Genomic DNA, 14,657 nt, shown 5'->3' with positions numbered 1-14,657 from the left:
GCGCTTGATTTGTGATGAATAGCGATGCTCCATTCGACTTATGCACTTATAACCGTTCATAAGCCGAATGGAAGTACCTTACTGAGGAAGCGGCATATCTTGAAAATCTTCGTCCGTCAACTTGATGGTTGCGGCCTGCACGTTTTCTTCCAGGTGTTTGACCGACGACGTTCCAGCGATCGGCAGCATAACCGGCGATGCAGCCAGCAACCAGGCCAACGCAATTTGATAATCCGTTGCGTTGTGACGCTCGGCTACTTTTTTGATCGCCTGCTGAGCAGATACGTTACCGGCGTTCAACGGATACCACGGGATAAACGCGATGTTATTTTGCTCACAGTATTTCAGGACGTTATTCCATCGCTGCTCACCGAAATTATACATGTTCTGGACAGACACAACCTCGAAATATTGCTTGGCTTCCTCGATTTGCTCGATATCTACCTCCGACAAACCGATGTGCTTGATTTTTCCCTGTTGCTGAGCTTCTTTCAGAAAGCCTAAAAACTCCTCAGAAGGCACCTGGGGGTCAAATCGGTGCAATTGATACAAGTCAATTTGCTCTACTTTCAGTCGTTTCAGGCTACCATCAAGAGCTTCTTCCAGGTGTTTACGGCTCCCATCTACCGGCCACTGGTTTGGACCCGTACGAAGTAGTGCCCCTTTTGTTGCGATTACCAGACCTTCTTTGTACGGATGTAACGCTTCGGCAATGAGTTCTTCGGACACGTAGGGACCGTAGCTGTCAGCGGTATCAATAAAATTAATTCCGAGTTCGACCGTACGTTTCAGCACGCGAATGCACTCGTCGTGATCTTTCGGTGGTCCCCAGATACCGTCACCCGTCAAGCGCATTGCCCCAAAAGCCATCCGATTTACGGTCAGATCACCGCCAATTGTAATTGTGCCAGCCTGCACTGCTGGTGTTTCTGTTGATTGCATAACTATTTATAGTTGGTTAGTCAGAAACGGGACAAGTATGACTGTCCTGTATTCTCTTCATAAACCAACAGAAACGTTTTTTGTATAACCCGTGCTGTCAAGTTTTTAGATAACTCCGTCTAAGTGTCTGTCGGCAATAAAATTATTACCGTTTTTCAATACCGTCCAGTACGCGCCGAATGACGTTGGCTCGCTGCATAAACTCGAAGGAGGTCGTCAAATCCTGGTTGTCGATAACTTCTTTGAAACGTTGCAGAAATTCGATATAAGCCGTCAGCGCATCCGAAACATTCGCCCGATTCTGGTCAAAAATGGGTGCCCACATCTGCGGAGAGCTTTTGGCCAGTCGCACCGTCGAGCTAAAGCCGGTACTCGCCATGTCGAAAATGGCCTGCTCGTCTTTTTCTTTTTCCAGCACCGTCAACCCGAGGGCAAATGCGCTGATGTGACTCAGGTGCGATACGTAGGCAAGATGCAGGTCATGCTCTTTCGGAGTCATGTAAAACAACTTCATGCCAATATCCCGGAACAGGCTTTCGGTGAGCGTCAGGCTTTCTGGATTGCTTTTCTCCCGATCGCAGACAATCAGGTTCTTACCGGGCAGCAACTCTTTGAAAGCCGCGCCGGGTCCCGAATTTTCGGTTCCGGCCATCGGGTGAACGGCGACGAACTGCGCCCGCTTGGGGTGCGCATCGGCAATGCTACAGATCAGCCCTTTTGTTGATCCCAGATCGATTACGGTAGCCCCCGGCGGCAAATGCTCAAGCACAACCGGCAACAGATCAATAATAACATTGACCGGCGTAGCCATGACAACCAGCGTACTTTGCGCTACCGCTTCGGCCAGTGGCAACACCTCATCAACAATGCCTTTAGCCAACGCCAGCTGACCATTCACAACCGACGCATCGACGCCGATAAAGCGCATTTTCGGATATTTCTCACGAATTGCCAGCGCGAACGACCCGCCTAGCAACCCTATTCCCACTATACTTACGACCATGATGTTAAGCGTTTTACGGCCTCTTCAATGCGTTCTTTTGGCATGCAGAGTGACACCCGGATGTAGCGATTACCTTTCGGTCCAAAGATGAAGCCCGGTGCGATAAATATATGTTTCGTTTGTAGCAGATCATCCACTAGCTTCTCCGCCGACTCCACCGACTCGGGTAGTTTAGCCCAGATGAATAATCCTTCCTGATCGGTGGTATACGTGCAGCCAAGCGCATCCAGAAACGCGTGAATAGCATCCAATCGTCCCTGATAAACGGCGTTACGCTCCCGATGCCAGTCGTCGGAGTTGGTCAGCGCTTCGGAGGCTGCGTCCATCAGCGGTTTAAACTGCCCCGAATCGACGTTGCTCTTCATCGTCAGCACCGCATCGACGTACGCTTTGGTACCAGCCATCCAGCCAATGCGCCAACCGGCCATATTGTGCGATTTGCTCAACGAATTTAGTTCGATAGCCACGTCCTTCGCTCCATCGATGGACAAGAGACTGATGGGTGATTTTTTGTTTAGAATCAGGCTGTACGGATTATCGTGGCAGAGCAATATCCGATGATCATGCGCAAACCGTACGGCACGCTCGAACAACGCGTGGGTAGCAGGTGCGCCCGTCGGCATGTGCGGATAATTCATCCACAGAATTTTGGTCCGCCCGCTGTCCGACGACTGCGCCACCAGCTCAGCCATAACGTCCCAATCGGGTTGCCAGCCACCGTATTCCAGCAACGGATACTCATCAACCTTCGCCCCTACCATGCTGCTCACGGCCCGGTAGGCCGGATAACCCAGTTCAGGGACAAGGACCCGATCGCCTTCGTTCAAAAAGGTCATCGAGATATGCGTAATGCCTTCTTTCGAACCGATCAGCGGTAAAATTTCGGTATCGGCATCGAGGGGCACACCATAGGTATGCGCATAAAATTGCACTATAGCCTTACGTAGGCCGGGGGTACCTTTATACGGTTGATACCCATGCGCCGTTGGCTGTTGCGCCGACTGAATAAGCGCATCGATCGTATTGGCCGACGGCATCAGGTCCGGGTTCCCGATACCCAGGTTAATTACATCGTTTCCAGCCGCCTGTAAGCGACGGACTTCGGTCAGTTTTACCGAAAAATAGTATTCCTGCGTTTGATCAGCGCGGTGGGCAAGAGGGATGATCATTCCTAACGATTCGTCTTCAAATTGGGTTGCCTGTTCAACAAATCAACCCAATCCCAATAGTGAACCGCAAAGATACCGCGAAATAAGTCCAGCTGGTCAGGAAATATAAAGAATCATCGACCAGCCAGATACTTCAGCAAAGGAGCCAGATGAAGGCTCTGCATCATTTCGCCGTTATTGATAATTTCCCAGGTGCGTTCCGGCGACACCACATGGACCGTAATTTCTTCGGTTATTTCGAGATGCTGCGCCTGTTGCAATTCTACGCCCACTGCCAGAAAAGCATGGGTCAGGTTAGCGTGTGTCCCCGGATTGGCAGAGAGTGTCATCAACGGTGTCCACTGACCGCCCCCGAAACCCGTCTCCTCTAGTAGTTCGCGCTGGGCTGCCACAAGCGGATCTTCGTTCGGATCGACAACACCCGCGCATAGTTCGTAGTGAACCCCTGCGATGCCGTGGCGATACTGCCGGATCAGCACCAATTGGCCGTCCGTTGTCACCGCGACGACGTTGATCCAATCGGGGTATTCAAGAATAAAATAATCGGGAATTGAGCCGCCACTTTCCATTCGGATGGCATCCTTACGAACCGTAAACCACGGCAACTGGTGAATGTATTCGGAGCTTTCAACCGTCCACGGACGGGGATCGTTATCGGGAGTCATACCGCAAAGGTAGGCAGGACTACCGAACTAATTCATCCGCAAACCGCAGGTAATGCTCCCAGTCGTAGTCCGTAACGTCGTGCTTACCGGTGCGGTCGTGGTAGCGCACGGTTTGCCCAACCGGTTGATTGACCACTGGAAGGGTGGTCGTTCCCAGCCCTACTTTACCATACAGGCGGTACACAGGCTCGGTCTGAACCGCTCCCAAAAACTCTCCTTTCGGGTCCGACCATTGGTCTTCCTCCGCGCTGGCAACGTACAACGGTCGCGGTGCTACCAGCGCCAGCAGTTCATGCTGATCGACGGGCAAGTCAGAAACACGTTTGTTGTAGGTTTTGTACCGGTTGCAAAACCAGTGCGGGAAAGACGTATTGATTCGTTCAACGGTTTCGCCGTACCACCGTCGGGCTAGTGCCGAACCGCCTTCTCCGGCTTCATTGGCAATTACGGCGGCAAAACGTTTGTCCTGCGCCCCCGCCCACAAAGCAGCTTTCCCGATGCGTGAATGGCCAATACTAATAATCCGCTGTGCATCAATCGCCGATTCGGTGGCAAGGTAATCGGCAATACGGCTCATTCCCCAGGCCCAGGCTCCAATGGCTCCCCAGTTATCCGCGCGGCTGGTATCGCCCAAAACCGAGCGGATTCCCGAACGCCAACCCTGTGGGTGATCCGGTTCAATATCGCCGTAATAAGCCGTTGCCAGCGCGTAGCCCCGCTTCAAAATTGTTTCGATAGGCCAGCGCCGAACCTGCAAGCCACGGGCTTTTTCGGTAGCGCGGGGTTCGCCGTTCGGTCCGTCTGTTGTAACGTCCGCAGCTTTGCTCATCCATCGCGTCGAAAGCGGTATGTCAGTTTCCGTAGTTACGCAGTGATTGCCGCAGAAATTTAGCCCGAGAAATACCGGAACTGATTTTTTAGCGGACTTCGGTACGTACAACAGCACCTCAATCGGCGGAAGTTTCGGATAATCGACGAAGCGAATAGACACCTGTTTCCGAATCGCCAGCCCGTTCAGGGCATTGTTATCCGTCTTTACGGTTTGAAACCGCAATTTCACCTTGTCGGTGGGCGTTTGACCGTACACGTGTTGGGCAAACAGATCCAGCAGTTCGCCCCGGCGACGCTCCCATCCTTTTTTGTCCGTTACGCGCTGACCACTTTTTGTAAGCAGCGGGTCGGGTAGTGTGTAGGTTCCTACTTTTGCTTCGTCGTAGTTGTACGTCGGCTCCGTTGCCTGTCCGTTGACCAAACCGAGTACGCAAAGGTTAAGAGACAGTCCGATCAGAATTCGCTTCATGGAACGAGAGTTTACGACAAAAGAAAGATGCGCTACCGATCATACTTATCTAGCTTATTTTCAGGGCAAACGAAAACGGCTTAGTAGACTTTTTTTCTAAATTCATATCAACTAGCCATTCCGATTCGTTGTATGGGAACGTTTTGCATTTGCCATTTCCGCTCGTACAACATAGCCTGATGAAAAATACCGCCGTCCTTTTCGTTACTGCGTTATACTTTTCTCTTTCGTCCTGCCACCGGCCCGTCGCTTATTTTCAACACACAGCCCACCCAGCGGCTGCCCGGTTAGCCGTTGATCGTCCTGCTACGCTTCCAGCACCAGCCGTTCCGGATTCGGCTCTGGCCAGTGAACAGCCTATTATAAGTACGGCAGAGGCAGCCGCCCCGGCAGTTGCCAGTCGCGAAAATGAGTTTAGCGCATCCGTTACGAGCCGGGTTCAGCAGCGGATGCACCGGGTTCAGTCGTTGTTGTCGAAATCCACGGAATCGCTTAGTCAGCAACCGCGTCCGAAGCCCAAACCCAAAGGGCAACTCCGGCTTGGCAACAAAATCCGGCAAAGTTTAGGCATGCCGCTCCGCGAAGAACTTAACTGGTGGCAGCGCATCAGCTGGAAACTGAAAGCGTCCGTCATTGTGCTTATCGTAGCGGTGTTGTTCGCCATTCTGCACGTTACGATACTGGCTGTCATCTTCGGCATCATCGGTGCCCTGTTGCTGATCAGCGGCCTCAAGCGTTCGTTCAAAGTCAGACGACCCTGGTTCTAGGGCAACCCAAGAACCGAATCGTAGATCAGTTGAATGTATTTTTCGCGGTCGATGTCATAGACGACTTCGGCGTTGGGCGTCTTTTTAAGCACGTCGAAGAAATCAACGACCGTCGTTCCGGCAGTCAGTTTACCCGTCACTTCTACATCGACATAACAGGCTTTCGACTGAAACATGGACGGATCGATCAGCCACGCGATGGCGCAGGGATCGTGTAGTGCGGCACCACCGTCGAGTTCGGGCCGTTCTTTCCGGTAAAAGATCGAAAAAAAGTCCATCAGTTCGGCGATGACCTGCCCCGTCCGGTTGCCAATCGAGCGGAAGCGTTCGATGTCTTCCTGAAAAACCAGCGCCTTGTGCGTAACGTCCAGACCGCACATGGTAATCGGCACGCCCGACTGAAAAACAATGGCAGCCGCTTCGGGATCGACGTAAATGTTGAACTCGGCAGTAGGCGTCATGTTTCCCCGAAAAGCGCCACCACCCATCATCGAGATTCGCTCAATGCGCGGTTTCAGGTGCGGATAAGCCAGCAGAAACGTAGCAATGTTCGTCAGAGGACCGGTTGGTACAATCGTTATCTTTTCTGAACTCTCCGTCAGGATGTTGGCAATCGCTTCGATAGCCGACAAAGACTCTGGCGTGATGACCGGCTCCGGCAGGATAGGTCCGTCCATTCCCATTTCGCCGTGCACCTGATCGGCAATGATCAGATTACGAAACAACGGCTTGTCACTTCCTTTGTAAATGGGCGTGTCAATCGCCAGTAGCGTCTTTAGCCGAAGCGCATTTTTGAGCGTTTTTTCCTGCGTCTGATTACCCGCTGAGGTAGTGATCGCTTTTATATCAAACAAGCCACTGCCAACCGCCAGCATAAGCATTACAGCATCGTCGTGGCCGGGATCGCAGTCAATAATTACCGGTACTTTCTTCATTGTCAATTTACATTCAGTTCATTCGTCTCGCTACGATAACCACTCAGGTCGAATAGCTACGGCGATAAACGCTATCGCCCGTTTACAGGAAACCAACCGTACTGCGGCTAGTAGCTTCGGTACCATTTGATCGACACGAAATCGTCGGCTATCTTAGTCAATTGTTTTCGTATTTCAGCGTTGCATCATGCGTTTTTCTGTTTCTCTCCCGCTCACCCTACTCCTAAGTCTAGGTGGAGCGGCACTCTCTTTTGCCCAACCGGGTACGATACCCACCGAAGCCCAGGCCGTTGCCAAAACGGTTCGACCCGAAGCGATCCGAGCGGCCATGCGTTTTCTGGCCGACGATGCGCTCGAAGGTCGTAAGCCCGGTACTCGGGGGTTTGCCTTGGCGGCCAATTACGTACAAACGCAACTGGAAGCGCTGGGTCTGCAACCGGCTGGCGAAAACAACACGTACCGTCAGGCGGTACCGCTACGCCGGTGGCAGGTGCGGGAAAAAACCAGTTCGCTGACCTTGTCAAATAAAGGCAATAACCAGCTTTTGACGTACGGTAAGCAGTTTATCCTGAACCCTAACCCCGACCATGCGGATAGCGATGTCAATGCGCCCGTCGTTTTTGTCGGCTATGGCGTTTCGGCCCCGGAACTGGGTTACGACGATTACACCAACATTGACGTGAAAGGAAAAATCGTAGCGTATGCCAACGGAGCACCAACCGCTTTCCCGTCGAACCAGCGAGCTTATTATTCATCGGCAAAAGCCGAAATGGCTGCGGCTCACGGTGCCGTGGGCGTTCTGTCGTTTAGCCTGCCCACCGACCTGCGCAATCGCATCGAAACAGCCGCTCCACGCGCCCGGCAAGGCATCTACCGCTGGCTCGACAAACGCGGCAAACCCCAGCGCACCTTTCCCAGTTTGAAAGGATCAGCTTCGCTAAGCGATTCGGCAGCGCGGTTGGTCTTTGCCAATGCCGGAACTTCGTTTACCGATGCGGTTGCCGCTGCCCTGAAGAACCGACCACAAGCTTTCCCGCTGAATATTTCGGTACGGATGCGCACCCAAACCGATGTAGTGGAAGACGTCGCGGGACAAAACGTAGTGGCCGTTCTACCCGGCTCCGACCCGATTCTCAAGAATGAGTACATCGTTTACGTCGCGCATCTCGATCACCTGGGTATTGGCCGACCCGTGAACGGCGCATCCACGCCGGGCGATTCGATTTACAACGGTGCGCACGACAACGCATCGGGCGTCGCCATCAACCTCGAAACGGCTCGTTTATTTGCTGCATTACCGAAAGCCCCCCGACGTTCAATCGTGTTCGTTGGCGTTACGGGCGAAGAAATGGGGTTACTCGGTTCCGATTACTTCGCCAGCAATCCGACCGTACCGAAAGAAAAAATCGTCGCGAATTTCTGCTTGGACATGCCTTTCTTTTTCCATCCGTTGCTCGACATTGTTCCGTATGGCGCAGAACATTCGAGCCTGGGACGCGAAACGAAACTGGCTGCTGACTTTGTGGGCGTGCAAATTAGCCCTGACCCAATTCCCGAACAGACCGTGTTTATGCGAAGCGATCATTTCAGCTTTGTCCGGCAGGGAATTCCAGCTATTTACATTAAAAGCGGCTCTCAGACGGGCAATCCTAAACTCGACGGGACGAAGCTCAACCTCGACTGGCGGGCGACGATCTACCATTCGCCACAGGACGACATCAATCAACCGTTCGATTTTAACGCTGCGGCCAAACACGTGCAGTTGCAGTTTCTGATTGGCTACTTAGCCGCCCAGGCCGACAGCCGCCCAACGTGGAACAAGGCTGATTTTTTTGGGACCAAGTTCGGTCAAACCAGTGTCATAAAATAAACGGATAATCGGTCAAGCAACGAGAGAGGGTTTATCGTCAGGAGTCAATTGTTTCTGATGATAAACCCTCTCTTGTTCATGCTTCCAGACAACGCTAAGCCCCGATGAGTCCTGGAATCATCAATAAACAAGCAGCTTATTGATTCCAGAAGCCAGAGGCCGTTCCTTTAAGCAGTTTGTACATCTGGATTGTACCCAGAATCGCTCCCCACAACAACGCCACAACCGAGGCCAACACCACACCTGTACTCCCCCACCCCAAGAACTTCCCGAAAAACAGCGCTAAAGCAATGTTGGTCACCGCTGTCAGGAGGGCATAGTAGACTTGCAAGCGCATTTTGCCTAGTCCATTGAGCACCGTGCTGGCTACCAGATTCCAGTTGGTAATGATCACAAACAAGCCTAAACTACTACTTAGTTCTACCGGAACGCTTACCCGCTGACCAACCCAAAGCGTATAGACCGGCTGGGCGAACACAACCATCAAGGTCACCACGCCTACTAAGCCCAGCCACAGCTTGTACAAGTGCCGACACGTCTGTTTCATCCACGTTATGTCATTCCGGGTAGAGGCTTCCGTAAAGGCCGACCAGTAGGGTACAGCAACCAGCCCAAACAACGTGTTGACAATCATAAAATAGCGAAAGGCAATCGAATAGGTGGTTACCGCTACGGGGCCAAATAGATAATTGATCAGTAGATTATCGGTATAAAATACCACGATAAAACAGAGCTGAATCAGAAAAAACTTGTAGCCGAGCGATAAGATACTTCGGGCATGAGTCCAGTCGATGAGTCCAACCAATGGCCGGTATATGGTTAGGCGAGATCGATAGAACAGGATACCGCTCACCAGCAGCACCAGGATCGGACTTAGGGCCGTCACCGCAGCCAGATAAATCAACTTGTTGTGGCTAAACTGGGTGAGTGCGTAGGTAGTAATTAGCACTAGCCCGTTCGCCAAAAAATTAATCACGTTTACCTGACCCGACTCCTGCAACGCCAGCAGCACATACGTCAGAATGTCGAGTACCAATTTGATGGCCATAGCCACGATCATTACCAGCAGCACGAGTTGCAATTGCTGCTGATCAATAGTCGTATTGAGCAACCGCGCCCAGGGAATGTAATTAATGAAGAGAAAAAACAATACGATAAAGCCTATTTGCACGATACCGAAAATACCATAGGCGGTGCTTACCAACGTCTGTGCTAGCCTGCGATCTTGCTTAGAAACAGCCTCCGCAAATTTGTTGCGTAGACCATTACCAATGCCTAAATCGAAAAACATGAGCATAGAAGTCATTGAGCTAATGGTCACCCAGGTACCGTACGTAGCTTCCGATAAGTAATCAATCGTTAAGGGAACTAACAGCAGTGATACCCCCATGCTACCGGCCTTACTGAATAAACTGAATACGGTATTGATGTGTATTTTCCGGGTCCGGGGGTGGGTTGTATTAATATAAGTTTGTAGCTGATAACGTATCGTTGATAGCATGCGGATAGATAATTCGGTAAAGATCAGTTGTATGTTGCTCAGCACTCACTGGATTTTGCTGACAAAGAACCGCTCTTACAGGGTAGCTTAGCCCAGTGGAGTATCGCTGTCAATTACTCGATCTATGGCCTGCAACGCTTAGTTAAAAACGCCCAATTTCAGGCGGAGCAAGCCGAGATCCGGGGTTGAGTAACTGCTGTTGTTGCTATACGAATAGCCATCGCGCTGGTTAAACGTATTGCAGTCCTGCTTACAGAGCGGAACATCCAGGGGACCCCACTCATCCTTCGAAATCAGGTTGCCCGCTTCCGCATTGAAGCTGTATTCGATGTAGCCCGTGCTCTAACATTAACGGGACAGTCCTGGCTAAACACCTGGGGTCGACGGCAATTGTTGAATAGCCAAGACAGGCAAAGGTAACGGAGCAAGTCCTTTCTGGACTATAACATATGTATCAGCCACTATAACATTTATCCCAAAAGCTGTATTATTTGCCCCAAATCGCCAGATGAACCTATCGATGACTTACCCAAAGGATTGTTTCCAATCAATTCGGCGAACGTTCCTAGGAAGTGATATGAATCAGCCATCACCCTTAAGCTGTTGAGTAAATGAATTGGTGGTTAAACACCCACTACAATCAGCCTGTTGGTCATTATTTCGAAAACCGAACGGCGAGTTACAGTCGGGTTTAAGGTGTCGGTTCGGAGCTGGCTGCGAATCAGTACGTAATTTATTTGGTCGCTCGCGCTGAAAATCCTCAACGGCTTTATCATCTTTGCCGAACGAATCAAGCCGACTCCGGCCTCTCCATTACGCCCAACCGGCACTTACCCCTATGCCTGGCACCATCCTGATTATTGACGACGAACCTAAACTCCGTCAGTTGCTCGCTCGAATCCTGACGTTAGAAGATTATCAGGTTCTGGAAGCAGACGATGTCCGGAGCGGGCTTCGTACGTTGGAACGCACCGAAGTGCAGTTGGTCATCAGCGATGTAAAGCTACCCGATGGCAATGGTATCGATCTGACCGCGCAGGTAAAAAAGATGCAACCAGCTACGGAGGTTATCGTACTGACCGCGTATGGCACCATTGCCGACGGCGTGAAAGCAATTAAAAACGGCGCGTTCGACTACATCACCAAAGGCGACGACAACGATAAAATCATTCCGCTGGTGAGCCGGGCTATCGAAAAAGCGGAACTGCAATTTCGGATCAAGCGGCTGGAAGAGCAGGTCCAGCAGAAGTACGGTTTCGAGAAGATCATAGGCCACTCAAAAGCCATTCAACAGGCGGTGGATCTGGCGCGCCGGGTAGCGGTGACCGATACCACCGTGCTGCTGACCGGAGAAACCGGAACCGGTAAGGAAGTATTTGCGCAGGCCATTCACCAGGCCAGCCCCCGCCGGACGGGGTCGTTTGTTGCCGTCAACTGTAGTGCACTGGGCAAAGAAATTCTGGAAAGCGAACTCTTTGGGCATCGTGCGGGTGCTTTTACCGGTGCCGCACGCGACAAAAAAGGATTGTTTGAAGAAGCCAACAAAGGCACTATTTTTCTGGATGAAATCGGAGAAATGGCCCTCGACCTTCAGGCTAAATTATTGCGTGTGCTCGAAACGCACGAGTTTATGCGCGTGGGCGACACAAAACCCACGAAAACCGACGTACGCGTGGTTGCCGCTACGAATCGCGATCTGAAACACGATGCCGAGTCGGGCCTTTTTCGGTCGGATCTGTACTATCGGCTTTCGGTGTTTTCCATTGAACTACCTCCCCTGCGCGACCGGCGCGACGACATTCCGGCGCTTGCCCAAGTACTGACTCAGCAGGAAGCCGCCAAAATTGGCAAAAGGCAGATGAGCCTAAGTCCGGCTTTTATGGAAGCCCTTACCCGGTATAACTGGAAGGGTAATATCCGCGAATTGAAAAATGTCATTGAACGGGCGGTCATCCTCAGCGACGGACAAACCTTACTGCCTGAATACCTTCCGCTGGATGTTCAATCTCCTTCAAATTCCTCTTCGACCCCGTTTTCGTACGACCTGACAAGCGTTGAAAAAAATCATATTGAACAGGTTTTACGCCACACAAACGGTAACAAAGCGGAAGCAGCCCGATTACTGGGTATTGGCTTAAGTACGCTTTACCGAAAGATCGAAGAATACCGATTAGGCTAGCCTAGCGTTGGTCGTTTTTCGAGCCATCCCATACAATATCTCCTGTTTCTTCTTTCCCAAAATGAAAATTGACCTTCCCAAAATGAGAAGGTCAAGACAACTGTGTTTGCTAAAACACATAAGCCGAAAACATACAGTCGATTGATCACCAGTTGATTAGCTTACAAAGCAACTAATTATCTTTTCACTGGAATACTTTTTGGCATATCCTGTTCGAACCAAACAGAAATGCTTTCATGGAAACCGTCCTTTTGATCGTAACGGCCCTGCTCTGCTTCCTATTCTTTTATAAAGTCATCGAGTGGTTTGAACACATCTGAGCCAATGAGTGATCAGGCAATTAAAATCTGCCAATAACGCACTCGATGACTTATTCAATCCCGCACTCCATACTCATGCTTACCGGCTTATTCATCATCTCGCTTCTGGTTTTCGCGTACATGCTGTACGTACTGATAAAACCCGAAAAATTCTAATCACCCACGAGCAAAAGCTGACGTTGCTGATACTCCGCTGATTATTCACGCTTTCACTCTTTAAAACAAATGTCAACTGAATTAATAGGGGTTGTGGCTATGTACGGAATAACCGTTTTACTGGCTATACCACTAGGCAAATACATTGCCAACGTCTTTAAACCAGAATCCGCCAACGGCCCTTTGGAGCGGTTCATCTACCGCCTGGGCGGTATTGATCCGACCCGCGAAATGAGCTGGAAAGAAAATCTGGTAGCGCTCTTAACGATCAATGCGGTGTGGCTGGCGTTTGCCTTCACGCTGCTCGTGCTACAAGGAACATTGCCGCTCAACCCCGACGGAAACCCATCCATGCCCCCCGATCTGGCGTTCAATACGGCTATCAGCTTTCTGGTGAACTGCGATTTGCAACACTACTCGGGCGAATCGGGCGTGACCTACCTGACGCAGTTGTTTGTCATTAACTTCCTGATGTTTGTATCAGCCGCTACAGGCATGGCCTCGCTGCTGCTGATTGTCCGGTCTTTTTTACCCACGGTGGTCGAGACGGTCGGCAACTTCTACGTATTCTTCGTCAAGGCGATCACCCGGGTTTTACTGCCGATTTCCTTTATCGTTGCCCTGCTACTGGCCTTCAACGGAACACCAGCCAGCTTCGACGGCAAGGACAGCATTGTCACGATGCAGGGCGACACGGTCGGTGTTTCGCGCGGTCCGGCGGCTGGCATGATCGCTATTAAACACGTTGGTACCAACGGCGGTGGCTGGTTCGGTGCAAACTCGGCGCACCCCTTCGAAAACCCGAATTACTTCACCAACATCGTTGAGATGGTAGCGCAGGTGTTCCTGCCGATTTCCATGCTTTTCGCGCTGGGTTTCCTGATCAAACGGAGACGGTTTACCTGGGTAGTATATGGCGTCATGACGCTTGGCGTGCTTTGCCTGCTCGTTCCCACGCTAATCGCCGAAATACACGGCAACCCGGCGATTGCCCAGTTGGGCGTTAGCCAGCCTACGGGGGCGATGGAAGGCAAAGAAGTACGGTTTGGACCAATGGCGTCGGCTTACTGGAGCATTCTGACAACCGTTATTTCGACCGGCTCGGTCAACTCCATGCACGATTCTTCGATGGCACTTTCGGGTACGATGGAACTGCTGGGTATGATGACGAATGCGTTCTACGGCGGCTGTGGCGTCGGCTTCCTGAACTACTATTATTACCTGATCATTGCCGTGTTTATCTCCGGGCTGATGGTCGGTCGTACCCCCGAACTGTTCGGACGGAAAGTCGAAGCGCGGGAGATCAAGATTGCGTCCGTCGTAGCGCTCCTGAGTACGTTACTAGTCAAAGGCGGTACGGCATTGGCCGCGTGGTACTTCGTCAACGCCGACGGTGTTTCGGGAGTCGCGTCCGATTGGCTTGTCAAACCATCGGCCTGGCTCAATAACCCGGCCAATCACGGATTCACCGAAATGCTGTATGAATTTACGTCGGCCAACGCCAACAACGGATCGGGCTTCGAAGGATTGGGCGACAATAATTTTTTCTGGAACTACGCAACGGGTATCGTCCTGATCCTGGGTCGGTTCATTCCGATCATCGGACCAGTTGCGATTGCGGGGTTGCTCGCCAAAAAGAAATTCGTTCCTGAATCAGCCGGTACGCTTCCGGTCGACACCGCCACGTTTGGCCTGATGACTTTCGCCGTCATCCTCATCATCACGGCGCTTTCTTTCTTCCCCGCGCTGACGCTGGGTCCACTGGCCGAGTACTTTAGTCTCAAACACTGATTTTCTGATTCATTGATCTCGCTGGTTTCACCCGAAGCTACCACTCCTGAAATCAACGG

The 14,657-nt window shown here is 51.5% G+C and carries 12 protein-coding genes; 5 read left to right on the top strand and 7 right to left on the bottom strand.

The features are described 5' to 3' along the window. Nucleotides 1–78: 78 nt before the first annotated feature. The 5 genes from LQ777_RS04335 to LQ777_RS04315 form a co-directional block, all read right to left on the bottom strand. On the bottom strand, nucleotides 79–942 hold the full coding sequence (locus tag LQ777_RS04335; RefSeq protein WP_232561296.1) for an aldo/keto reductase: 864 nt from the start codon (nucleotides 940–942) through the stop codon (nucleotides 79–81). Between the two features lie 145 nt (nucleotides 943–1,087). Beyond that, nucleotides 1,088–1,945: a prephenate dehydrogenase gene (locus LQ777_RS04330; RefSeq protein ID WP_232561295.1), complete on the bottom strand. Its 858-nt coding sequence runs from the start codon at nucleotides 1,943–1,945 to the stop codon at nucleotides 1,088–1,090. Beyond that, on the bottom strand, nucleotides 1,936–3,114 hold the full coding sequence (locus LQ777_RS04325; RefSeq protein ID WP_232561294.1) for a pyridoxal phosphate-dependent aminotransferase: 1,179 nt from the start codon (nucleotides 3,112–3,114) through the stop codon (nucleotides 1,936–1,938). The genes LQ777_RS04330 and LQ777_RS04325 overlap by 10 nt, the downstream gene beginning before the upstream one ends. Before the next feature lie 113 nt (nucleotides 3,115–3,227). Beyond that, nucleotides 3,228–3,779 (bottom strand): NUDIX hydrolase, encoded by a 552-nt coding sequence (locus LQ777_RS04320; RefSeq protein WP_232561293.1) that lies wholly within the window; start codon nucleotides 3,777–3,779, stop codon nucleotides 3,228–3,230. A gap of 19 nt (nucleotides 3,780–3,798) precedes the next feature. Next, on the bottom strand, nucleotides 3,799–5,079 hold the full coding sequence (locus LQ777_RS04315) for an alpha/beta hydrolase family protein (RefSeq protein WP_232561292.1): 1,281 nt from the start codon (nucleotides 5,077–5,079) through the stop codon (nucleotides 3,799–3,801). A 179-nt stretch (nucleotides 5,080–5,258) separates the two neighbouring features. Here LQ777_RS04315 and LQ777_RS04310 point away from each other — a divergent pair, with 179 nt between their 5' ends. Continuing rightward, nucleotides 5,259–5,846: a hypothetical protein gene (locus LQ777_RS04310; protein ID WP_232561291.1), complete on the top strand. Its 588-nt coding sequence runs from the start codon at nucleotides 5,259–5,261 to the stop codon at nucleotides 5,844–5,846. Here LQ777_RS04310 and rihA read toward each other — a convergent pair. Beyond that, a complete protein-coding gene (gene rihA, locus LQ777_RS04305; protein WP_232561290.1) occupies nucleotides 5,843–6,781 on the bottom strand; it encodes a pyrimidine-specific ribonucleoside hydrolase RihA in 939 nt (312 codons plus the stop codon). The genes LQ777_RS04310 and rihA overlap by 4 nt on opposite strands. Before the next feature lie 187 nt (nucleotides 6,782–6,968). Here rihA and LQ777_RS04300 point away from each other — a divergent pair, with 187 nt between their 5' ends. Then, complete coding sequence (locus LQ777_RS04300) at nucleotides 6,969–8,651, top strand: M28 family metallopeptidase (protein ID WP_232561289.1); 1,683 nt, start codon at nucleotides 6,969–6,971, stop codon at nucleotides 8,649–8,651. Between the two features lie 136 nt (nucleotides 8,652–8,787). On the opposite strand, the gene LQ777_RS04295 is transcribed toward LQ777_RS04300, so the two are convergent. Next, on the bottom strand, nucleotides 8,788–10,152 hold the full coding sequence (locus LQ777_RS04295) for an oligosaccharide flippase family protein (RefSeq protein ID WP_232561288.1): 1,365 nt from the start codon (nucleotides 10,150–10,152) through the stop codon (nucleotides 8,788–8,790). 838 nt (nucleotides 10,153–10,990) lie between these two features. Here LQ777_RS04295 and LQ777_RS04290 point away from each other — a divergent pair. The 3 genes from LQ777_RS04290 to kdpA all read left to right on the top strand — a co-directional run bounded on the left by LQ777_RS04290 (nucleotide 10,991) and on the right by kdpA (nucleotide 14,598). Beyond that, nucleotides 10,991–12,331, top strand: a complete 1,341-nt coding sequence (locus tag LQ777_RS04290; protein ID WP_232561287.1) for a sigma-54-dependent transcriptional regulator — start codon at nucleotides 10,991–10,993, stop codon at nucleotides 12,329–12,331. A 365-nt stretch (nucleotides 12,332–12,696) separates the two neighbouring features. After that, entirely contained in the window at nucleotides 12,697–12,807 is a 111-nt protein-coding gene (locus LQ777_RS04285) for a potassium-transporting ATPase subunit F (protein ID WP_341871365.1), read from the top strand. Nucleotides 12,808–12,876: 69 nt separating this feature from the next. Next, a complete protein-coding gene (gene kdpA, locus LQ777_RS04280) occupies nucleotides 12,877–14,598 on the top strand; it encodes a potassium-transporting ATPase subunit KdpA (RefSeq protein ID WP_232561286.1) in 1,722 nt (573 codons plus the stop codon). Nucleotides 14,599–14,657 lie beyond the last annotated feature (59 nt).

This window comes from Spirosoma oryzicola (assembly GCF_021233055.1).
Taxonomy (GTDB): domain Bacteria; phylum Bacteroidota; class Bacteroidia; order Cytophagales; family Spirosomataceae; genus Spirosoma; species Spirosoma oryzicola.
Note: the sequence above shows the minus strand (reverse complement) of the source record. Positions and strands in the feature narration are given on the sequence as shown.